Below are 20,387 nucleotides of genomic sequence, written 5' to 3'. Positions count from 1 at the left end.
GAGGCTCCTCAGTCGATGGTGACGTAGTCGGCACCGGAGTAGTGTCCGGTGGTGATCTTCTGACGCTGCAGCAGCACGTCATTGAGCAGGCTCGACGCGCCGAAGCGGAACAGGTGCGGCTGCAGCCACTGCTCGCCCGCGGTCTCGGCGACCGTGACGAGGTACTTGATGGCGTCCTTCGACGAGCGGATGCCGCCGGCGGGCTTCACGCCGATCTTCTCCCCCGTCGCCCGATGCCAGTCGCGGACGGTCTCGAGCATGAGCAGCGTGGTCGGCAGGGTCGCCGCGGGCTGCACCTTGCCCGTGGACGTCTTGATGAAGTCGCCTCCGGCGAGGATCGACAGCCACGACGCGCGCTTGATGTTGTCATAGGTGTTCAGCTCGCCGGTCTCCATGATGACCTTGAGCGAGGCGTAGCTGCCGTCCTCGCGGCGGCAGGCCTCCTTCACGCGGGCGATCTGGTCGAACACGAGCCCGTAGCGCCCCTCCAGGAACGCGCCGCGATCGATCACCATGTCGATCTCGTCGGCTCCCGCAGCCACAGCATCCGCCGTGTCGGCCAGCTTGACCTCGATGGAGGCGCGCCCGGAGGGGAACGCGGTCGCGACGGCCGCGACGGAGATGCGCCCCTCGTCGGGGTCGCCGTGCAGGGATCCGAGCGCCTCGACGGCGTGACCGACCATGTCGCCGTACACGCAGACGGCGGCCACACGCGGGGTCGTCGGGTCGGACGCATCCGGGGTCTTCGCCTTCGCGACCAGCGAGCGCACCTTGCCCGCGGTGTCGGCGCCCTCGAGGGTCGTGAGGTCGATCAGCGAGATGATCTTGTCCAGCGCCCACGCCTTCGAGGTGGTCTTGATCGAGCGGGTGCCGAGGCCGGCGGCGCGCTGCTCCAGGCCCACGGCATCCACGCCGGGAAGTCCGTGCAGGAACCGGCGCAGGGTGGCGTCGTCGGGCTCACCGCCCAGTACGTCGACCGCCGTGCGGCGGGCGATCTCTGTGGTCGTCATATCTCCTCCAAGAGTGCAAGGGCAGTGGATTCGTCGGTCACCAGAACGCTGCAGAGGCCGTTGCTGACGACTGTACGCGCGATGTCGTGCTTGGCGGCGCCTGCAGTGACGAAGATGGATCGGGGTGCGTTTCGCACCTGGTCGAGGCCGACGCCCACGGTGCGGGCGTCGAGCTGCGGGTCGACGATGTTGCCGTCCGCGTCGATGTAGCGGCCGAGCAGATCGCCCACCGCCCCGCGGCGGGCGAGCTCGGCGATGTCCTCCGCCGACAGGTAGCCGTTCTCGACATGAGCGGATGCCGGATCGCACGGCCCCGCGGTGAACAGGAACGTGTTGGCGTGAGCGGCCTGGTCGAGGATCGCCGCGACGGTGCGGTCGGCCTCGATGGCCTGCTTGGTCTCGACGCGCTCCAGGATCGCCGGGCTGGGCAGCAGCACCGCCTGTCCGGCGCCGCGCTGGGCGATGGTGACGGCGACGGATGCCGCACCTCCCGAGCGCCGGTTCAAGCTCACGCCGCCGTTCGCCTGGACGACTGTGACTCCGCGCGTCCATCCCTCGGGCAGCGCGTCGGCGATCGCCGTGAGAGTGCGACCCCAGCTGACGGCGAGTGTCCGGGGAACGGGACGGAGAGCGGTGAGCATGTCGGCGGCGGCGCGGGCGACGCGCTCGAGGACGGCACCCTGATCATCCGGCGCGGGCACGACCACCGCATCCTTCAGCCCGAACCGCTCGACGAGGGCACGCTCGGCACCGAGCCTGCGGGCACGCGGATGCACGATCTCGATGCGCACGATCCCCCGCTCGCGGGCCTGCACGAGCAGCCGCCCGACCTTCCAGCGCGAGATCCCCAGGAGGGCGCCGATCTCGTCCTGCGTCTTGTTCTCGTCGTACGAGAGCTCGGCGACTCGCACCATGAGCAGTTCTTCGTCCACGGCGCCCTCCTTCCGTGTCCCAGCTTAGGAGCTGACCGACGCACGCGCATCGCTCTGCTCAGATGAGCACGCACGCCCCGCGCAGCTGCGCATCCGTGGGGATACGAGGAAGGGCGGCCCGGCATGATGCCGGACCGCCCTTCGGCGATAATGCGCTCAGGCGCGCTTGCGCGAGGTGAGCACCTGATCGACGATGCCGTACTCCTTGGCCTGCTCGGCTGAGAGGATGTTGTCGCGATCGATGTCGCGGTTCACCTTGGCGACGTCCTGGCCGGTGTGCTTGGCCATGGTCTCCTCGAGCCAGGTGCGCATGCGGAGGATCTCCGCGGCCTGGATCTCGATGTCGGAGGCCTGACCCTGACCCGCCTCGCCCATCGCCGGCTGGTGCATGAGCACACGGGCGTTGGGCAGAGCGAGGCGCTTGCCGGGGGCGCCGGCGGCCAGCAGCACGGAAGCCGCGGATGCCGCCTGACCCAGCACGACGGTCTGGATCTGCGGCGCCACGTACTGCATGGTGTCGTAGATCGCCGTCATGGCCGTGAACGAGCCACCGGGCGAGTTGATGTACATCGTGATGTCCCGCTCGGAGTCCTGGCTCTCCAGGACCAGCAGCTGGGCCATCACGTCGTCGGCCGACGCGTCATCGACCTGCACGCCGAGGAAGATCACGCGGTCCTCGAACAGCTTGTTGTACGGGTCCTGGCGCTTGAAGCCGTAGGCGGTGCGCTCCTCGAACTGGGGCAGCACGTAGCGGCTGGACGGGAGGTTGCCCGCGGCGCGGAAGGTGGGGGTGTACATGTGTGTCGTCCTGCCTTACTTGTCCGCGCCGGTTCCGCCACCGCCGTGCACGTCACTGGCGTGCTCGCGGATGTGGTCGACGAATCCGTACTCGAGTGCCTCGTCGGCGGTGAACCAGCGGTCGCGGTCACCGTCCTCGTTGATCTGCTCGACGGTCTTGCCGGTCTGACCCGCGGTGATCTCAGCGAGACGCTGCTTCATCGAGAGGATCAGCTGCGCCTGCGTCTGGATGTCGCTGGCCGTGCCTCCGAAACCGCCGTGCGGCTGGTGCAGCAGCACGCGCGCGTTCGGCGTGATGTAGCGCTTGCCCTTGGTGCCGCTGGTCAGCAGCAGCTGGCCCATCGACGCCGCCATGCCGATGCCGACGGTGACGATGTCGTTCGGCACGAACTGCATGGTGTCGTAGATGGCCATGCCCGCGGTGATCGAGCCGCCGGGCGAGTTGATGTAGAGGTAGATGTCCTTCTCGGGATCCTCGGCGGCGAGAAGGAGGATCTTCGCGCAGATCTCGTTCGCGTTCTCATCGCGCACCTCAGAGCCCAGCCAGATGATGCGATCCTTCAGCAGTCTGTCGAAGACGCTCGTCGCCATCAGGGGTTCAGCCATGTCAGCTCCTGTTTCCGTGTTTCGGTGATTCGAATCTACCGGCGACAACGCAGGCGCCCGGCCGTGTTCGCCCTGAGCACAGAGCGTGTCACTCGCCGCGCGGGTCCAGCAGCTCCGCGGCGTATCCGGTGACCGAGCGCGTGTACCGGCTCAGGTGCGGCGCGAGCGCGGTCAGCGCGACGGATGCCGCACGCACGGGTTCGCCCGACGAGGTCAGCGCCAGTGCGTAGAACGCCGCGGCCTCGTCTGCCATGGCGCCACCGCGCGTCGCGTCGTATTCCGCCCTGAGCATCGCGAGCGCCTCGTCGACCTTGCCGAGGTTGCGGATCGTGCTGGCGAGCTGGATCACCGTCCGGGTGCGCCGCACCGGGTCGAGGCCGGCCTCGAGCGCGGCCCGGTAGAGCGGCTCGGCCTCCAGCTCCCGGCCGGCGCTGTCCCGGGCACCGGCGCGCTCGAACAGCGCGACCGGGTGATCGGGGCCGAGCTCCTGAGCCAGGTCGTCGATCGCGTCGATGCGCGCGTCGTCGGTGAGGTCGGCGTCCTGCCATACGGCATCCACCCGGCTCTGCCAGTCGTCGCTCACTGCAGTCATGATTCCTCCGGATACGGAGAGGGCGGATGCCGCAGCACCCGCCCTCTCTCAGATCTGATCGGCCCTCAGAGCCGATCCGCGATCACTCGGCCTTCTCGGCCTCGTCCTTCTTCGCGGCGGCCTTCTTGGCCGGAGCCTTCTTGGCAGCCGGCTTCTTCTCGGCGTCATCGGCCTTGTCGGCGGCCTTCTTCGCGGGAGCCTTCTTGGCAGCCGGCTTCTTGGCGGGCTTCTCCTCGGCGGGGGCCTCCTCGGCCTCTGCCTCGTCGACGTCACCGATGAACTCGGACAGGTCGACCGGCTTGCCGTTGCTGTCGACGACCTTGACCTTGCCGAGCACCGAGGCGAGCGCCTTGTTGCGCGCGATCTCGCCGACGAGGGCGGGAAGCTGGCCGGCGCCCTGAAGAGCCTCGACGAACTCCTGCGGAGCCATGCCGTACTGCGCAGCGGACTGGACGATGTACTGGCTCAGCTCCTCCTGCGAGACCTGCACGTTCGCACCCTCGGCGATCGTGTCCAGCAGCACCTGCGTGCGGAACTGCTTCTCGCTGGCCTCGGCGACCTCGGCGCGGTGCACGTCGTCCTCGAGACGGTTCTCGTTCTCGAGGTGGTTGTGCACCTCGTCCTCGATGAGCTGCGCGGGGACCGGGATCTCGACCTTCTCGAGCAGAGCGTCGATGAGCTGGTCGCGAGCGGCGGCGCCCTGCGTGAAGACACCCTGCTGGCCGACGCGCTCGGCGAGGCTGTCGCGCAGCTCGGCGATCGTGTCGAACTCGGATGCCATCTGAGCGAAGTCGTCGTCGGCCTCGGGAAGCTCGCGCTCCTTGACGGCCTTGACGGTCACGGAGACCTCGGCCTCCTCGCCGGCGTGGTCGCCGCCGACGAGCTTGGAGCGGAAGGTGGTCTGCTCACCGGCGGTCAGCGAGTCGATCGCCTCGTCGATGCCCTCGAGCAGCTCGCCGGAGCCGACCTCGTAGGACACGCCGTCGGCGCGGTCGATCTCGTTCTCGTCGATGGTGGCGACCAGGTCCAGCTCGACGAAGTCGCCCTTGGCGGCCGGACGGTCGACGGGGATCAGCGTGCCGAAACGGGCGCGCAGGCCGTCGAGCTCGGCGTCGATGGCGGCGTCGTCGGTCTCGACGGCGTCGACCGTGAGGGTGATGTCGTCGTAGGCCGGGATCTCGATCTCGGGACGCACGTCGACCTCGACGTCGACCAGCAGGTCGCCGGAGAAGTCCTTCTCGTTCGGCCACTGGGTGATGTCGGCGGACGGGCGGCCGACGATGCGCACGTTGTGCTCGCTGGCGGCCTCGCGGAAGAACTTGTCGAGGCCCTCGTTGACGGCGTGCTCGATGACCGCACCGCGGCCGATGCGCTGGTCGATGATCGGAGCCGGGACCTTGCCCTTGCGGAAGCCGGGGATCTGCACGTCCTGGGCGATGTGCTCGTAGGCGTGCTCGATGCTCGGCTTGAGGTCCTCAGGGGTGACCGTGATGGTGAGCTTGACCCGGGTCGGGGACAGCTTCTCGACGGTGCTGTTGGCCATACTGGTGTGTTCTCCTTGTGGTTTCCGCGCGGGATGGCGCGGGCATGAAGTCTGTAGCCGTGGTCGGGGCGACAGGATTTGAACCTGCGACCTCCCGCTCCCAAAGCGGGCGCTCTACCAAGCTGAGCTACGCCCCGGCTTGAACCCGCGCGCACGGGAACGGCCTTGACGAGTCTAACGGACGAGAGCACTCTCGACGTCCGCTATGCTTTACGAGGCGCACCGCTCAGCGGGCCGCCGAGCGGGGATGTAGCTTAATGGTAAAGCCTTAGTCTTCCAAACTAATGACGCGGGTTCGATTCCCGTCATCCCCTCCAGCAAGGCCCTCGCCGTATCGGCGAGGGCCTTCTTCTGTCCCAGGCGATGGTCACCGTTCTGCATCGGTTGCGGAATCCCTTTCCGATATTCCGATATGTCACTACGCTGACGCGAAAGCGTGCTCCCCCACACGTGGTCCTGATGAGAAGGGAAACTCATGGACACTTCATCTGCCGCGAAGGGCCTGCGCCGGCGCAGGATCTACGCCGTGCTCGCCGGTGGCCTCGTGCTCGGCGTGGGCACGGCGGTCACCCTGGCCGCCTGGAACGACTCCGAGTTCGCGAAGAGCACCTTCACCGCGGGCTCGTTCGTGTTCCAGGGATCCACGGACGGCACCGCGTTCGCCGACCATGCATCCGAGGCGGGCGCCGCCGACCTGACCTTCGTCGTGAATCCGACCAACCTGTCCCCCGGCGACACGGTGTACGCCCCGTACGCCGTGAAGCTCACCGGGAGCTCGGCCGCCGATCTCACGCAGACCGTCGCGATCGCGTCGGGCGGAACGCTCGTCGCCGCCGACCTGGTCTTCGACGCCGTGGCCACCACCGCCTTCGGCTGCGACGCGACGGCGTTCAACGCCGGCACGGCGATCCCCGCCTCGATCACCGCCGGCCAGACGGTGAACCTCTGCCTGAAGGTCTCTGCGACCGAGGACCTCGTGCAGGGCCACACGGGAACGGTGACATGGAAGTGGGAAGCAGTATCCCAGTAGCCGCCCTCCGCGCCACCCGCCGTGAGAACCGTGCCCGGGCGCGACATCTGCGATCGCGGCGCATCCGCGCCGTTCTCGCCGGCGGGCTGGTGCTGGGCGTCGGCTTCACGATGACACTCGCCGCCTGGACGGACCAGGAGCTCGCCTCGTCGACCGTCCAGGCGGGGACGTTCTCGGTCTCGTCCAGGACGGTCCAGACCGACCCGTTCGCGTCGCACGGCGCGGGGAACCCGGCCACGCTGCAGCTCAACGCCACCGGCCTGTACCCGGGTGTCAGCAGGGCGGCGTGGATCCAGGTCCAGACGTCCGGATCGCTGGGCGGCACCGTCACGCTCACGAACGTGAGCGCGAGCGCGCCGGGTGCTGCCGATCAGGCCCTGATGAACGCGCTCACAGCCGTCGTCGTGCAGGTGGCCCAGCCGTCGGCATGCACGCCGACGACCACCAGCGCGACGATGCAGCCCTCGCCGCTGACGACGGTGCCCACCGGCACTCAGCTGCCGCCTGCGGCTCTGCAGGGCGGTGGCGCGAACACCGTGACCTACTGCGTCGTGCTCACCCTGCCCTCCACAGCCACGACGGCAGCCCAGGGCGGGACAGTCGCGCCGACGTGGACGTTCACCGGGACGACCGGGTGACCCGATGAACGCAGCCGTCCGGATCGCCGGTCGCGTGGGCCGCGCGCTCCGCGAGACGCTGCTCACGCTCGCCGCCGTCGGCGGGGTCGCCTGCGTCGTGCTGACGATCCTCGCGTTCACCGGCGGCTACTCGCTGATCATGTTCAAGACCGGATCGATGTCACCGACCATCCCGGCCGGCTCGGTCGCGCTCGTGCAGAGGGTCCCGGCATCCGATCTCGCCGTCGGCGACGTGACGACCGTCGACCGTGCAGGCGAGCTGCCGATCACGCATCGGATCACCGGCGTCTCCCCCGGTCCCACCTCGACGCAGCGCGTGATCACGATGAAAGGCGACGCGAACCAGAGCGCCGACCCCGCGCCGTACACGATCTCGGAGGCCAGGATCGTGCGCGGCTCGCTGCCGGGACTCGCCTACGTCATCGTCTGGTTCGGCAGCCCCTGGGTGCTCGGGACCATCACCGTCGGCGCCGCGCTGCTGGTCACCTGGGCCTTCTGGCCACGCGTGCGGAGACCGGCGCCCGCGGATGCCGAGGACGACCCCCTCGGCGCCGAGGACGACGCCCTGCGCTCCCCCGAGTTCGCGTCGCGTCGCGAGCGTCGCCTGGGTCAGCACGTCGCCTCCTGCGTCGCGATCGGGATGCTCGTCGCGCTGCCGTCCCTCACGTCGGCCCCGCCCGCCGGCGCGGCGGAGCTGATCTCGATCACCTCGAACGGCGGTGGTACCCACGTCCTCGACGCGGTGCGCCCTTACGACTGGGACCTCGACATCGACGCCGCGTCCGCACCTGCGGACGGTGAGCTGACCGTCACCCTGCGCGGTGAGGGCCACGGCGTGCAGCTGTCCACGATCGTGCAGTCGTGCACGACCCGGTGGGAGCGGTCCGGATGCCCCGGCACGGCGACGACCCTCAGCGCCGCCGCGCAACTGACGCTCGACAGCCCCGAGAAGCCGCTCCTCCGGCAGGCGACCCCGAGCGTCGTGCACCTGCGCATCTCCGTCACCGGTGGCGGTGACCCCTCGGGCGCCGCGACGCTCATCCTGCGCGCCGCGGCCGAGCAGACCAGCGTGGAGCAGACCGTCGGAACGACGGTCCTGCCCGCGACCGGGGGTCCGTCACCCGCGCTGTTCGCCGCACCGGCGGCCGTGCTCGTCGGCCTGGGCGTCGCACTGATCGCCAGGCAGCGGAGGCGAGAGCGATGACACGGCGTGCGCGTGCCGCTGCGGTCGGGCTCGGGCTTCTCTGCCTGACGGGCGTGCTGCTGCCCGGTCTCCGCACGACGGAGGCCGCCTGGACGGCCGGCGCGGTGACGAACACAACCGTCACCGCGGTCTCCACCCCCACCACGGCGACGGGGGCGACCTGCAAACCCACGAGCGCCCTCGTGGTCGGACTGCAGAAGGTCGACCTCGCCTGGTCGTCGACGCTGCCGCTGGCTGATCAGCGCGTGGACATCACCAAGAACTCCGCCACCGCGCGCGACACCAGCCAGATCACCCTGACGGGTCAGACGGGCGGCGTGTACTCCTACGCCGCCACGTACGACACCGCGAAGCTGCTCGGGCTGCTGAACCTCACCGATCTTCTCGGCGGAACGTACGGCATCAGCATCCAGACCGGCTACCCGAACACGACCTGGTACGCGCCTCCCAGGACCTTCACGCTCAACGTGATCCTCCTCGGCCTCGGCAGCACCTGCAGCTGAGCGCGCGATCCCGTCGACGGCGGGATCCGCTCCGAACGCAGAGGACCCCCGGAACCGAGTCCCGGGGGTCCTGTGCGAACTGCGTGGTGCGCGTCAGCGCTGGCCGCGACGCTCGCGGAGCTGCGTGAGCGCGTCCTCGAGCAGCTGCTCGGCCTCTTCGTCCGTGCGACGCTCCTTCACGTAGGCGAGGTGCGTCTTGTACGGCTCGGCCTTGGCCAGAGCCGGCGGGTTCTGACGGTCGCGACCGGCCGGAAGCCCCGTGTGCGGGTGGTCGATCGTGTCGGGGATCTCCTCCTCGGGCAGGCCCGCGGCGAAGTAGCGGACGGTCTCGTTGCCCAGGCCGTCCCAGTACGACACCGCGATGCGGTCCGCGTGGTAGCCGTGGTCCTGCTCCCCCATGGGGCCCGATCCGACCCGCGTGCCGCGGATCGCGTTTCCTCCGGTGGCCATCAGATCACCGAGAACTTCGTGATGAGGCCGAGCGCGACGATGGAGACGAACCACACCAGCGCGAGGATCACGGTGAACCGGTTGAGGTTCCGCTCCGCGAGGCCGGACGAGCCGACGGCCGCGGACATGCCGCCGCCGAACATGTCGGACAGACCGCCGCCGCGGCCCTTGTGGAGGAGGATGAGGAGCGTCAGCAGAACGCTGCTGATACCCAGCAGGACCTGCAGCACGAACTCGAGAACAAGCACGAGATTGAAGCCTTTCGCCAGGGTCGGAAACGACCCGCCTAGCTGTCGATTATACGGTGGGGCGCCGCCGGCGCCCCACCGACTCACACTCCGACGTGCTTCTGGAAGCGCACGATGGCCGCGAACTCGTCGACGACCAGGCTCGCACCGCCCACCAGCGCGCCGTCCACGTCCGGCTCGCGCATGAAGCTGGCGATGTTGCCGGACTTGACCGATCCGCCGTACAGGATGCGGGTGCGCGCGGCCGCCTCATCGTCCAGGACGCGCGCGATGACCGCACGCAATGCCGCGCAGACCTCCTGCGCCTGAGCGGGAGTGGCCGCCTGCCCGGAGCCGATCGCCCAGACCGGCTCGTAGGCGACGACGATGTCGGCGGATGCCTGCACACCCTCGAGCGCCTTCTCCAGCTGGCCGACGGGGACGGCGCTGCTGCCGAACCTCTCCAGGTCCTCGGCGGTCTCGCCGACGCAGATCACCGGCACCAGGCCGTGCTTCAGCGCGGCCTTCACCTTGGCGTTCACGAGCTCGTCGCTCTCCTGGTGGTACTCGCGACGCTCGGAGTGCCCGATGATCACCGAGCCCACACCCAGCTTCGACAGGAAAGCACCCGAGATCTCGCCGGTGTATGCGCCCGAGTCGTGCGCGGAGAGGTCCTGCGCGCCGAGACCGAACGGAATCTTGTCCGCGTCGATCAGGGTCTGCACCGATCGGATGTCGGTGAACGGCGGGAACACCGCCACCTCGACGGACCCGTTCTCGTGCCCGGCGTCCTTCAGCGTCCAGTGCAGCTTCTGCACGGTGGCGACCGCCTGCAGGTGGTCGAGGTTCATCTTCCAGTTCCCCGCGATCAGCGGGGTCCGGCTCGTCATTGCCATCCGAGGACCTCCAGTCCGGGTAGCTTCTTGCCCTCGAGGAACTCGAGGCTTGCACCGCCGCCTGTCGAGATGTGTCCGAACTGATCGTCGGAGAACCCGAGCTGACGGACGGCCGCGGCGGAGTCGCCGCCGCCGACGACGCCGAGACCGTCGACCTCGGTCAGCGCCGAGGCGACCGCCTTCGTACCCGCGGCGAAGGCGGGGAACTCGAACACGCCCATCGGGCCGTTCCAGAACACCGTCTTCGAGTCGCGGATCGCGTCGGCGAAGCGCGCCGCGGTGTCCGGGCCGATGTCCAGGCCGATGCCGGATGCGCCGAACGAGCTCTGCTCGATGGCGTCCGCGGCGACCGTCTCGTGCTCGGCATCCGCCGCGAAGCCGGACGCGACGACCACGTCGGTCGGGAGCACCAGCTCCACCCCGCGCTCCTTGGCCTCGGCGATGTACCCGCGGACCGTGTCGAGCTGATCCTTCTCGAGAAGGCTGGATGCCACGCCGTGGCCCTCCGCCGCCAGGAAGGTGAACAGCATCCCACCGCCGACCAGCAGCCGGTCCACGCGCGGCAGCAGGTGCGAGATGACGCCCAGCTTGTCGCTGACCTTCGAGCCGCCGAGCACCACCGTGTACGGGCGCTCAGGGTTCTCGGTCAGACGGTCGAGCACATCGAGCTCGGTCGCGATGAGCAGACCGGCGGCCGACGGCAGGATCTGCGCGAGGTCGTACACGCTGGCCTGCTTGCGGTGCACGACGCCGAATCCGTCCGAGACGAGTGCGTCGCCGAGCTCCGCGAGCTCACGGGCGAAGGCCTGACGCGTCGCGTCGTCCTTCGCCGTCTCCCCCGCGTTGAAACGCAGGTTCTCGAGGACGACGACCCCGCCGTCCTCCAGCGAGGAGACCGCCTCACGTGCGGACTCGCCCACGGTGTCGCGGGCGAAGGCCACGGGCTTGCCGAGCAGCTCCGACAGCCGCTGGGCCACCGGCTCCAGGCTGTACTGCGGGTCGGGCGCCCCGTCGGGACGGCCCAGGTGCGAGCACACGATGACGCGTGCGCCGGCGTTGATGAGGGCGTTGAGGGTCGGCAACGAGGCCCGAACACGACCATCGTCCGTTATGACCCCGTCCCGCAGGGGGACGTTGAGGTCACAACGGACGATGACGCGCCTGCCCTCGAGGGAACCCAGAGATTCCAGGGTGCGCAGAGTCATGTGTACGAGCTTAGAGGCGCTCTGCCACGTACTCGGTCAGGTCGACCAGGCGGTTGGAGTAGCCCCACTCGTTGTCGTACCAGGCGGAGACCTTGACCAGGTTGCCGCTGACGTTGGTCAGCCCGGAGTCGAAGATCGAGGAGTGCGCGTTGAGCTGGATGTCGCTCGACACGATCTCGTCCGAGGTGTACTCCAGGATGCCGTTCAGGCGACCCTCCGCAGCGGCCTCGCGGTACGCGGCGTTGATCTCGTCGACGGTCAGGTCGTCGCGGTCGGCGATGATCGTCAGGTCCACGATCGAGCCGGTGGGAACCGGAACGCGGTAGGAGGAGCCGCTGAGCTTGCCGTTCAGCTCCGGGAGCACGAGGCCGATGGCCTTGGCGGCGCCGGTCGAGGCCGGGACGATGTTGATAGCGGCGGCGCGGGCGCGACGCAGGTCGCTGTGCGGGCCGTCCTGCAGGTTCTGGTCGGCCGTGTACGCGTGTGCGGTCATCATGAAGCCGCGCTCGATGCCGAAGGTGTCGTTGAACACCTTCGCGAGCGGCGCGAGGCAGTTCGTGGTGCAGGACGCGTTGGAGATGATGTTGTGGTTCGCCGCGTCGTAGGTGTCCTCGTTCACGCCCATGACGAAGGTGCCGTCGACGTCGGTGCCCGGCGCGGAGATGATGACCTTTTTGGCGCCACCGGCGATGTGCTTGGCTGCGTCAGCGGCCTTGGTGAAGCGTCCGGTCGACTCGATGACGATGTCCACGCCCAGCTCGCCCCACGGGAGGTTGGCGGGGTCGCGCTCTTCGAAGACCTTGATGGCCTTGCCGCCGACGGTGATGACATCGCCCTCGTGCGAGACCTCGACGCCCAGGGGGCCGCCGACCGAGTCGTACTTCAGGAGATGGGCGAGTGCCGCGTTGTCGGTGAGGTCGTTGACAGCGACGACCTCGAGGTCAGCGTTCTGCGCGAGAGCTGCGCGGAGGAAGTTTCTTCCGATACGACCGAAGCCGTTGATACCGATCTTGACAGACACGAAAGTCTCCTGGTTCTTAACAAGGGAATTGCGTAATTTTCGCGGATTGCGCGGACAACGGCGTCCTGATGGGCAAATCGCCCATCAGGACGCCCATCTTTTACGACAGTACCAGCAGACCGGAGGTCTTCTCACGCGCTGTTTCAAACCGCTGCGCGACGTTCTCCCAGTTGGCGATGTTCCACGCCGCCTTGATGTAGTCCGCCTTGACGTTCAGGTAGTCCAGGTAGAAGGCGTGCTCCCACATGTCGAGCTGGAACAGCGGCACCGTGCCCTGAGCGGTGTTGGCCTGCTGGTCGAACAGCTGCTGGATGATCAGGCGCGCGCCGATCGGGTCCCAGCTCAGCACGGCCCAGCCGGAGCCCTGGATGCCGGCGGCCGCAGCCGCGAAGTGGGCCTGGAACTTCTCGAACGAGCCGAAGAACTCGTCGATGGCGGCCTTCAGCTCGCCCTCGGGCTGACCGCCACCGTTCGGCGACAGGTTCGTCCAGAAGATGGAGTGGTTGACGTGACCGCCGAGGTTGAACGCCAGGTCCTTCTCGAGCTTGTTCACGTTGGCCAGGTTGCCGGAGTCGCGAGCCTCGGCGAGTGCGTCGAGGGCGGCGTTGGCGCCGGCGACGTAGGCGGCGTGGTGCTTGTCATGGTGGAGCTCCATGATCTTGCCGCTGATGTGGGGCTCGAGAGCCGCGAAGTCGTAGGGAAGGTCGGGCAGCGTGTAAGTCGCCATGTCGATTTCATCCAATCCGCGCCGCGCCGCGGCGCTTGCGTTCTCCACGGCGCCGTGTGCGCCGCGAAGCAGACGTTTCACATCCTACTGAGGGCAACCGTGATGGCGGAGGGAACCTTCCCCGGATGACGAGAACGGCCCCTGCCCGCGCGTGTCGAACGCGTCGGCAGGGGCCGCATGGTCAGTTCCGGCTAGTCCTCGAGTCCGGCCGGGACAGCCGCCTCGGTGCCGGGGATGCCGTCCTGCTGGGCGCGCTTGTCGGCCATGGCCAGGAGACGGCGGATGCGGCCGGCCACTGCGTCCTTGGTGAGCGGCGGGTCGGCGTGGTGCCCGAGCTCGTCGAGGCTGGCGTCGCGATGCGCGAGCCGCAGGTTGCCGGCGGTCCGCAGGTGGTCGGGGACGTCGTCGCCGAGGATCTCGAGCGCGCGCTCGACGCGCGCGCACGCCGCGACCGCCGCCTGAGCGGAACGGCGCAGGTTGGCGTCGTCGAAGTTCACGAGACGGTTCACGCCGGCGCGCACCTCACGGCGCTGGCGCATCTCCTCCCAGGCCGCTGCGGTGCGACGCGCACCCATCGCGGCGAGGATGGCACGGATGGCCTCGCCCTCGCGGACGACGACACGCGGCAGACCCCGCACCTCGCGAGCCTTCGCCGTGACACCGAGACGGTGCGCGGCGCCGACCAGTGCCATCGCTGCCTCACCGGTCGGGCAGGCGACCTCGAGCATCGCGGAGCGGCCCGGCTCGCTGAGGGATCCGGCCGCGAGGAAGGCGCCGCGCCAGATGCCGGCGAGCTCCTCGGGGGATCCGGTGGTCAGACGGTTGGGAAGACCGCGCACGGGACGACGACGGGCATCCAGCAGACCGGTCTGACGGGCGAGGGTCTCCCCCGGGCCGATCACGCGCACGGCCCAGCGGGCGCCGTCGCCGCCGCTCTGCGCGGTGCTGGCCTTCACCTGGGCGATCTCGGGGCGGACACCGTAGATCTCAGCGAGGTCGCGGCTCACGCGGCGCGCCAGCAGCTCGGCGTCCACCTCGGCCTCGACGGCCACCCGACCGGCGATCGAGTGCAGTCCACCGGCGAACCGAAGGATCGTCGTCACCTCTGCGACGCGCACCGTCGGGGGCGCATTGCGGATGCTGACGAGCTCGGCCTTGACGTCGGTGGTTAGTGCCACGGGACTCCTTCACGATCCTGGCGTCGGATCGCGACGCAAGGGACTAGCCTACAAGGCCGCGGGCGCTCCCACCGACTCGGAGCGCATCATTCGCGCCCGAGATCCCTGTGCCGCACGTTGACGGCCACCCCGGGCGCATCCGCGATACGACGGGCCAGCTCCTCCGCCATGGCGACCGAGCGGTGCTTGCCGCCCGTGCATCCGATGGCCACGGTGGAGTGGCTCTTGTTCTCGCGCTGATAGCCCTCCAGCACCGGACGCAGCGCCTGCACGTAGGCGGCGAGGAACTCCTCTGCGCCGGGCCGGGACAGCACGTAGTCGCGGACCTCGGCGTCCTGACCGGTATGGTCGCGCAGCTCCTCGTTCCAGAACGGATTGGGCAGGAAGCGCATGTCCGCGACGAGGTCGACATCCGTCGGGACGCCGTACTTGAAGCCGAAGCTCAGGAAGGTCAGGCGGTGGCGCGCTGCGCCTTCCTCGGAGAACATCTCGGAGACCTGCGTGGCCAGCTGGTGGATGTTCAGGCTCGAGGTGTCGATGAGCACGTCGGCTGCCTCGCGGATCGGCGCCAGACGGCTGCGTTCGGTGCGGATGCCGTCCAGCAGCGTGCCGTCGCCCTGCAGCGGATGCGGCCGCCGGACCGACTCGAACCGGCGCACCAGCACGTCGTCGGAGGCGTCCAGGAAGAGCACCTTGACGCCGCCGCGATCGCGCAGCGCCCTGGCCACCCCGGGGAAGTCGTCGAACAGGTTGCGTCCGCGCACGTCCACCACCGCGGCGATCTTGGGCAGGTTGGCACCGCCCATGTCGGTGAGCTCCAGCAGCGGCCGAAGGATCTGCGGCGGCAGGTTGTCGACGACGTACCAGCCGAGATCCTCGAGCGCGTTCGCGGCTGTCGAGCGCCCTGCGCCCGACATGCCCGTGACGATCAGGAACTCGCCCTCATCTGCGGCCGTCATCGTCGTCTCCCTTCCCCTGCGACCAGCCTATCGACTCGGGGCGGCCGGACGACCGGAGAGATGCTCGTGGATGCCGTCGGCGAGGGCGGGTCCGATGCCGTTCACCTCGCGGATCTGCTCCGGCGTCGCCGCGCGCAGCGCCGTGACCGACCCGAAGTGCTTGAGCAGCGCCTTGATGCGCGACTCGCCGAGCCCGGGGATCTCGCTGAGGATCGTGGTGATGTCGCGCCGCCGCCGGCGCCGCTGATGCGTGATCGCGAAGCGGTGGGCCTCGTCGCGCAGTCGCTGCACGAGGTAGAGGGCCTCACTGGTGCGGGGCAGGATCACCGGGAAGTCGTCGTCCGGGAGCCACAGCTCCTCGAGGCGCTTCGCGATGCCCGCCAGGGCGATGTCGGTTCTTCCGCTGTCGCGCAGGGCCCGTGCTGCGGCGTTCACCTGAGGCTGCCCGCCGTCGACCAGGAGCAGCTGCGGCTTGTAGGCGAAGCGCCGGCGCTTCGGTCCGGTCCCTGAGCCTGACGAAGGGTCCACCAGGTCGCCCTCCGGATCGCCGGCGTCCGAGCCGTCGGCCTGTGCGTCCGCGACGTCCGTCGGCACCGGGTCGTCGACGCGCGCGAGTCTCCGCATCAGCACCTGGTACATCGAGTCGGTGTCATCCGTGGTCTCGGCGATGTTGAACGAGCGGTACTGGTCCTTGCGGGGCAGCCCGTCCTCGAACACGACCATCGAGGCGACGACGTTCGTGCCGCTCAGATGCGAGATGTCGTAGCACTCGATCCGCAGCGGGGCCTCGCTCATGCCGAGCGCCTCCTGCAGATCGGTGAGGGCCTGCGTGCGCGCGACGTAGTCGCTGGTGCGTCGGGTCTTGTGCCGCAGCAGCGCCTGCTGCGCGTTCAGCGTGGCGGTGCGCATGAGCTCGGCGCGCTGGCCTCTGTGCGCGACCGCGATCTCCACGCGCTTGCCACGGCGTTCGCGCAGCCACTGCTCGAGCTCCGCCGCATCGTCCGGGAGCACGGGAACGAGCACGCGGCGCGGGATGTCGACGGCGTCGCCGTACACGCGCTGCAGCACCTGGTCGACGAGCTCGGCTCCGGAGATGTCGATCTCCTTGTCGATGGCGAGCGAGCGCACACCGCGCACGCGACCTCCGCGGATCACGAAGTGGTGCACCGCCGCCGAGAGCTCGTCCTCCGCCAGGCCGAACAGATCGGCGTCCTCGTCGGCGGGGAGCACGAGCGCGCTCTTGCCGAGCACCGCCTCGATCGAGGCGAGCTTGTCACGGTACTTCGCCGCCGCCTCGTAATCCATCGCGGCGGACGCGGCGAGCATCCGCCGGGTGAGGTCCTTCGTGAACCGCTCGTCACCCCCGGCCATGAAGGCGACGAAGTCGTCGACCATGGCCCTGTGCTCCTCGATCGTGCAGGTCATCGAACAGGGTCCGCCGCACTTGCCGATCTGGCCGGGGAAGCACGGCCGCCCGGTCTGCATGGCGCGCTTGTAACTGGCGTCGCTGCAGGTGCGGATCGGGAACGCCTTGACCATCAGGTCGATCGTGTCGTGCACGGCCCACACCTTCGGGTAGGGCCCGAAGTAGCGTGCGCCGGGGATCTTCCTGTTCCTCGTGACGATCACCCGCGGCGCCTCGTCGGCGAGCGTGATGGCCATGAACGGGTACGACTTGTCGTCCTTGTAGCGCACGTTGAACGGCGGATCGAACTCCTTGATCCACATGTACTCCAGCTGCAGGGAGTCCACGTCGGTGGCGACCACCGTCCACTCCACGGAAGCCGCGGTCGTGACCATCCGCCGGGTGCGCTCGTGCAGGGTGCGCAGCGGGGCGAAGTAGTTCGACAGCCGCTGCCGGAGGTTCTTCGCCTTGCCGACGTACAGCACCCGCCCATCGGCATCCCGGAAGCGGTACACGCCGGGGTCCGTGGGGATCTCCCCCGTCCGCGGCTTGTACGGAAGGACGTCGGCCATCAGCCCGCCTTGCGCGCGGCCCGGCCCTCGCCCAGGATCTCGGCGAGGAAGCGCCCGGTGTGGCTCTCCTCGACGTCCGCGATCTGCTCGGGCGTGCCGGTGGCGAGGATCTCCCCTCCGCCGGAACCGCCCTCGGGGCCGAGGTCGATCACCCAGTCCGACGACTTGATCACGTCGAGGTTGTGCTCGATCACGATCACCGTGTTGCCCTTGTCGACGAGCCCGTTCAGCACTTCGAGCAGCTTGCGGACGTCTTCGAAGTGCAGACCGGTGGTCGGCTCGTCGAGCACATAGATGCTGCGGCCGTTGCTGCGCCGCTGCAGTTCCGTGGCGAGCTTGACGCGCTGCGCCTCGCCGCCGGAGAGCGTCGTGGCCGCCTGGCCCAGCCGCACGTATCCCAGGCCGACGTCGACCAGGGTCTTCATGTACCGGTGGATCGCCTGGATCGGCTCGAAGAACTCCGCGGCCTCGGCGATGGGCATCTCGAGCACCTCGGCGATGTTCTTGCCCTTGTAGTGCACGGCCAGGGTGTCGCGGTTGTACCGCTTGCCGTGGCAGACCTCGCAGTCCACGTACACGTCGGGCAGGAAGTTCATCTCGATCTTGATCGTGCCGTCGCCCGAGCAGGCGTCGCAGCGTCCGCCCTTGACGTTGAAGCTGAACCGGCCGGGCTGGTACCCGCGCACCTTGGCCTCCGGGGTCTCGCTGAACAGCGTGCGGATGCGGTCGAAGACGCCCGTGTACGTGGCCGGGTTCGAGCGCGGTGTGCGGCCGATCGGCGCCTGGTCGACGTGCACGACCTTGTCGAGGTTGTCGAGTCCGGTGACGCGGGTGTGCTTGCCCGGCACGGTGCGGGCGCCGTTGAGGCGCCCGGCGAGCACCTGGTACAGGATGTCGTTCACCAGCGACGACTTGCCGGAGCCGCTCACGCCCGTGACGGCGGTGAGCACGCCGAGCGGGAAGTCGGCGGTGACGTTCTTCAGGTTGTTGGCGCGCGCGCCCACGACCGACAGCATCCGCTTGCGGTCGATCTTGCGGCGCTTCTTCGGCGTGGCGATCTCGCGGCGGCCGGCGAGGTAGTCGCCCGTCATCGATCCGGTCTCGGAGAGCAGCGCCGAGTAGGGGCCGGAGTGCACGACCGCTCCCCCGTTGACGCCGGCGCCCGGTCCGATGTCGACCACCCAGTCGGCTGCCTCGATCGTCTCCTCGTCGTGCTCGACGACGATCAGGGTGTTGCCGAGATCGCGCAGGCGGACGAGGGTCTCGATCAGCCGGCGGTTGTCGCGCTGGTGCAGGCCGATCGACGGCTCGTCGAGCACGTAGAGCACGCCCGTCAGCCCGGAGCCGATCTGCGTCGCGAGGCGGATGCGCTGCGCCTCACCGCCCGACAGCGAGCCAGCGGAGCGGCCGAGGTTCAGGTAGGACAGGCCCACCTGCAGCAGGAACTCCAGCCGCAGCCGGATCTCGCGCAGCACCTGGGCTGCGATCTTCGCCTCGCGCTCGGTGAGCTCGAGGGTGTGCATGAAGCGGCTGGCGTCGGCCAGGCTCAGGCTCGAGACCTCGGCGATCGAGTGGCCGTGCACCTTGACGGCCAGCACCTCGGGCTTGAGGCGAGCGCCGTCGCAGACCGGGCACGGGACCTCGCGCAGGTACTCGCCCCAGCGTCCGCGCTGCGTGTCGGACTCCGCCTGCATGTACTGGCGCTCGATGTAGGGCACGACGCCCTCGAATCCGGAGGTGTACCGCATCTCACGTCCGTAGCGGTTCTTCCACTTGACGCTGACCTTGTAGTTGTCACCGCGGAGCACCGCCTCGCGCACGTCGGAGTGCAGCTGGTTCCAGGGCGTGTCCAGCGAGAAGTCGAGATCGCGCGCGAGACCCTCGAGCAGGCGCTCGTAGTACTGGAAAAGCCCCTTGCCCTGCGTGGTCCAGGGCAGGATGACGCCCTCGCGGATCGACAGCTCCTCGTCGCCGAGCATGAGATCGACGTCCACGGACATCCGGGTCCCGAGCCCGGAGCAGGCCGGGCAGGCACCGAACGGCGCGTTGAACGAGAACGTGCGCGGCTCGATCTCGGTGAGGGTGATCGGATGCCCGTTAGGGCAGGCGAGCTTCTCGGAGAACGACTGCCAGGCGTCGTCGCCCTCCTCGTCGACGAAGTTGACCTGCATGATGCCGCCGGCCAGTCCCAGCGCGGTCTCGACGGAGTCGGTGACGCGTCCGAGGATGTCGGCGGAGGCGACCAGGCGGTCGACGACGACGGCGATGTCGTGCTTGTAGCTCTTCTTCAGCGCGGGCGGCTCGGCGAGCTGGATGAGGTCGCCGTCGACGATCGCGCGCGAGTAGCCCTTGGCGCCGAGCTCCTTGAAGAGGTCGACGAACTCGCCCTTCTTCTGCGTGACGACGGGCGCGACGATCTGGTAGCGGGTGCGCTCGGGGAGCTCCATGAGCTGATCGGCGATCTGCTGCACGGTCTGCCGCTGGATGCGCTCACCGCACTCGGGGCAGTGCGGGATGCCGATGCGGGCCCACAGCAGGCGCATGTAGTCGTGGATCTCGGTGATCGTGCCGACGGTGGAGCGCGGGTTGCGGTTGGTCGACTTCTGGTCGATCGAGACCGCGGGGCTGAGGCCCTCGATGAAGTCGACATCGGGCCTGTCCACCTGGCCCAGGAACTGGCGCGCGTACGCGCTCAGCGATTCGACGTAGCGGCGCTGCCCCTCGGCGAAGATCGTGTCGAACGCGAGGCTCGACTTGCCGGACCCCGACAGCCCCGTGAACACGACGAGCGAGTCGCGCGGGATGTCGATGTCGACGTTCTTGAGATTGTGCACGCGGGCACCGCGAACACTGAGTTTTCCGGAGGAGGCGACGGGAACAATGGGCACCCG

The 20,387-nt window shown here is 68.9% G+C and carries 20 protein-coding genes and 2 tRNA genes; 5 read left to right on the top strand and 17 right to left on the bottom strand.

What is annotated here, in order from left to right; all coding sequences use genetic code 11:
* Window positions 1-8: 8 nt before the first annotated feature.
* From deoC to MIAR_RS01350, 7 genes are all read right to left on the bottom strand, one after another.
* Window positions 9-1,010: a deoxyribose-phosphate aldolase gene (gene deoC, locus MIAR_RS01380; protein WP_285630232.1), complete on the bottom strand. Its 1,002-nt coding sequence runs from the start codon at window positions 1,008-1,010 to the stop codon at window positions 9-11.
* Window positions 1,007-1,942 (bottom strand): sugar-binding transcriptional regulator, encoded by a 936-nt coding sequence (locus MIAR_RS01375; protein ID WP_285630230.1) that lies wholly within the window; start codon window positions 1,940-1,942, stop codon window positions 1,007-1,009. The genes deoC and MIAR_RS01375 overlap by 4 nt, the downstream gene beginning before the upstream one ends.
* A 156-nt stretch (window positions 1,943-2,098) precedes the next feature.
* Window positions 2,099-2,740 carry an ATP-dependent Clp protease proteolytic subunit gene (locus tag MIAR_RS01370; protein WP_285630228.1) on the bottom strand — a complete coding sequence of 214 codons (642 nt, stop codon included), beginning with the start codon at window positions 2,738-2,740 and terminating at the stop codon, window positions 2,099-2,101.
* A gap of 15 nt (window positions 2,741-2,755) precedes the next feature.
* Window positions 2,756-3,394, bottom strand: coding sequence for an ATP-dependent Clp protease proteolytic subunit (locus MIAR_RS01365; protein ID WP_285630226.1), 639 nt, complete (start codon window positions 3,392-3,394; stop codon window positions 2,756-2,758).
* A 40-nt stretch (window positions 3,395-3,434) separates the two neighbouring features.
* Window positions 3,435-3,938, bottom strand: a complete 504-nt coding sequence (locus tag MIAR_RS01360; protein WP_285630224.1) for a tetratricopeptide repeat protein — start codon at window positions 3,936-3,938, stop codon at window positions 3,435-3,437.
* An 82-nt stretch (window positions 3,939-4,020) separates the two neighbouring features.
* On the bottom strand, window positions 4,021-5,481 hold the full coding sequence (tig, locus tag MIAR_RS01355; RefSeq protein WP_285630222.1) for a trigger factor: 1,461 nt from the start codon (window positions 5,479-5,481) through the stop codon (window positions 4,021-4,023).
* 60 nt (window positions 5,482-5,541) lie between these two features.
* Window positions 5,542-5,618, bottom strand: a tRNA-Pro gene (locus MIAR_RS01350).
* A 106-nt stretch (window positions 5,619-5,724) separates the two neighbouring features.
* Here MIAR_RS01350 and MIAR_RS01345 point away from each other — a divergent pair.
* The 5 genes from MIAR_RS01345 to MIAR_RS01325 all read left to right on the top strand — a co-directional run bounded on the left by MIAR_RS01345 (window position 5,725) and on the right by MIAR_RS01325 (window position 8,856).
* Window positions 5,725-5,798 (top strand) — tRNA-Gly (locus MIAR_RS01345).
* Between the two features lie 158 nt (window positions 5,799-5,956).
* Window positions 5,957-6,511 carry a SipW-dependent-type signal peptide-containing protein gene (locus MIAR_RS01340; RefSeq protein WP_285630220.1) on the top strand — a complete coding sequence of 185 codons (555 nt, stop codon included), beginning with the start codon at window positions 5,957-5,959 and terminating at the stop codon, window positions 6,509-6,511.
* A complete protein-coding gene (locus MIAR_RS01335) occupies window positions 6,490-7,149 on the top strand; it encodes a SipW-dependent-type signal peptide-containing protein (protein ID WP_285630218.1) in 660 nt (219 codons plus the stop codon). Before MIAR_RS01340 ends, MIAR_RS01335 begins: the two co-directional genes overlap by 22 nt.
* 4 nt (window positions 7,150-7,153) lie before the next feature.
* Entirely contained in the window at window positions 7,154-8,353 is a 1,200-nt protein-coding gene (locus tag MIAR_RS01330; protein ID WP_285630216.1) for a S24/S26 family peptidase, read from the top strand.
* A complete protein-coding gene (locus tag MIAR_RS01325) occupies window positions 8,350-8,856 on the top strand; it encodes a hypothetical protein (protein ID WP_285630214.1) in 507 nt (168 codons plus the stop codon). The genes MIAR_RS01330 and MIAR_RS01325 overlap by 4 nt, the downstream gene beginning before the upstream one ends.
* 93 nt (window positions 8,857-8,949) lie before the next feature.
* On the opposite strand, the gene MIAR_RS01320 is transcribed toward MIAR_RS01325, so the two are convergent.
* The 10 genes from MIAR_RS01320 to uvrA form a co-directional block, all read right to left on the bottom strand.
* Entirely contained in the window at window positions 8,950-9,306 is a 357-nt protein-coding gene (locus MIAR_RS01320) for an RNA polymerase-binding protein RbpA (RefSeq protein ID WP_285630213.1), read from the bottom strand.
* Complete coding sequence (gene secG / locus MIAR_RS01315) at window positions 9,306-9,554, bottom strand: preprotein translocase subunit SecG (protein ID WP_285630212.1); 249 nt, start codon at window positions 9,552-9,554, stop codon at window positions 9,306-9,308. Before secG ends, MIAR_RS01320 begins: the two co-directional genes overlap by 1 nt.
* A gap of 83 nt (window positions 9,555-9,637) precedes the next feature.
* Window positions 9,638-10,429, bottom strand: coding sequence for a triose-phosphate isomerase (tpiA, locus tag MIAR_RS01310; protein WP_285630211.1), 792 nt, complete (start codon window positions 10,427-10,429; stop codon window positions 9,638-9,640).
* A complete protein-coding gene (locus MIAR_RS01305; protein WP_285630209.1) occupies window positions 10,420-11,634 on the bottom strand; it encodes a phosphoglycerate kinase in 1,215 nt (404 codons plus the stop codon). The genes tpiA and MIAR_RS01305 overlap by 10 nt, the downstream gene beginning before the upstream one ends.
* A gap of 10 nt (window positions 11,635-11,644) precedes the next feature.
* Entirely contained in the window at window positions 11,645-12,655 is a 1,011-nt protein-coding gene (gap, locus tag MIAR_RS01300; RefSeq protein WP_285630207.1) for a type I glyceraldehyde-3-phosphate dehydrogenase, read from the bottom strand.
* Window positions 12,656-12,755: 100 nt separating this feature from the next.
* A complete protein-coding gene (locus MIAR_RS01295; protein WP_285630205.1) occupies window positions 12,756-13,382 on the bottom strand; it encodes a superoxide dismutase in 627 nt (208 codons plus the stop codon).
* 191 nt (window positions 13,383-13,573) lie between these two features.
* Window positions 13,574-14,560, bottom strand: a complete 987-nt coding sequence (gene whiA, locus MIAR_RS01290) for a DNA-binding protein WhiA (protein WP_285630203.1) — start codon at window positions 14,558-14,560, stop codon at window positions 13,574-13,576.
* Between the two features lie 86 nt (window positions 14,561-14,646).
* On the bottom strand, window positions 14,647-15,519 hold the full coding sequence (rapZ, locus tag MIAR_RS01285; RefSeq protein WP_285630201.1) for an RNase adapter RapZ: 873 nt from the start codon (window positions 15,517-15,519) through the stop codon (window positions 14,647-14,649).
* A 27-nt stretch (window positions 15,520-15,546) separates the two neighbouring features.
* Window positions 15,547-17,496 carry an excinuclease ABC subunit UvrC gene (gene uvrC / locus MIAR_RS01280; RefSeq protein WP_285630199.1) on the bottom strand — a complete coding sequence of 650 codons (1,950 nt, stop codon included), beginning with the start codon at window positions 17,494-17,496 and terminating at the stop codon, window positions 15,547-15,549.
* On the bottom strand, window positions 17,496-20,384 hold the full coding sequence (gene uvrA, locus MIAR_RS01275) for an excinuclease ABC subunit UvrA (RefSeq protein ID WP_285630198.1): 2,889 nt from the start codon (window positions 20,382-20,384) through the stop codon (window positions 17,496-17,498). Before uvrA ends, uvrC begins: the two co-directional genes overlap by 1 nt.
* Window positions 20,385-20,387: the final 3 nt, after the last annotated feature.

The sequence above is a fragment of the Microbacterium arabinogalactanolyticum genome, from assembly GCF_030268005.1.
In the GTDB taxonomy this organism is placed as follows: Bacteria; Actinomycetota; Actinomycetes; order Actinomycetales; family Microbacteriaceae; genus Microbacterium; species Microbacterium arabinogalactanolyticum.
This window is presented reverse-complemented; position numbering and strand designations above follow the sequence as displayed.

Coding starts and splice junctions, on each gene's coding strand:
- deoC (WP_285630232.1), bottom strand. CDS start 1,010: ATGACGACCACAGAGATCGCCCGCCGCACGGCGGTCGACGTACTGGGC.
- MIAR_RS01370 (WP_285630228.1), bottom strand. CDS start 2,740: ATGTACACCCCCACCTTCCGCGCCGCGGGCAACCTCCCGTCCAGCCGC.
- MIAR_RS01360 (WP_285630224.1), bottom strand. CDS start 3,938: ATGACTGCAGTGAGCGACGACTGGCAGAGCCGGGTGGATGCCGTATGG.
- tig (WP_285630222.1), bottom strand. CDS start 5,481: ATGGCCAACAGCACCGTCGAGAAGCTGTCCCCGACCCGGGTCAAGCTC.
- MIAR_RS01340 (WP_285630220.1), top strand. CDS start 5,957: ATGGACACTTCATCTGCCGCGAAGGGCCTGCGCCGGCGCAGGATCTAC.
- MIAR_RS01330 (WP_285630216.1), top strand. CDS start 7,154: ATGAACGCAGCCGTCCGGATCGCCGGTCGCGTGGGCCGCGCGCTCCGC.
- MIAR_RS01325 (WP_285630214.1), top strand. CDS start 8,350: ATGACACGGCGTGCGCGTGCCGCTGCGGTCGGGCTCGGGCTTCTCTGC.
- MIAR_RS01320 (WP_285630213.1), bottom strand. CDS start 9,306: ATGGCCACCGGAGGAAACGCGATCCGCGGCACGCGGGTCGGATCGGGC.
- tpiA (WP_285630211.1), bottom strand. CDS start 10,429: ATGGCAATGACGAGCCGGACCCCGCTGATCGCGGGGAACTGGAAGATG.
- MIAR_RS01305 (WP_285630209.1), bottom strand. CDS start 11,634: ATGACTCTGCGCACCCTGGAATCTCTGGGTTCCCTCGAGGGCAGGCGC.
- MIAR_RS01295 (WP_285630205.1), bottom strand. CDS start 13,382: ATGGCGACTTACACGCTGCCCGACCTTCCCTACGACTTCGCGGCTCTC.
- rapZ (WP_285630201.1), bottom strand. CDS start 15,519: ATGACGGCCGCAGATGAGGGCGAGTTCCTGATCGTCACGGGCATGTCG.
- uvrC (WP_285630199.1), bottom strand. CDS start 17,496: ATGGCCGACGTCCTTCCGTACAAGCCGCGGACGGGGGAGATCCCCACG.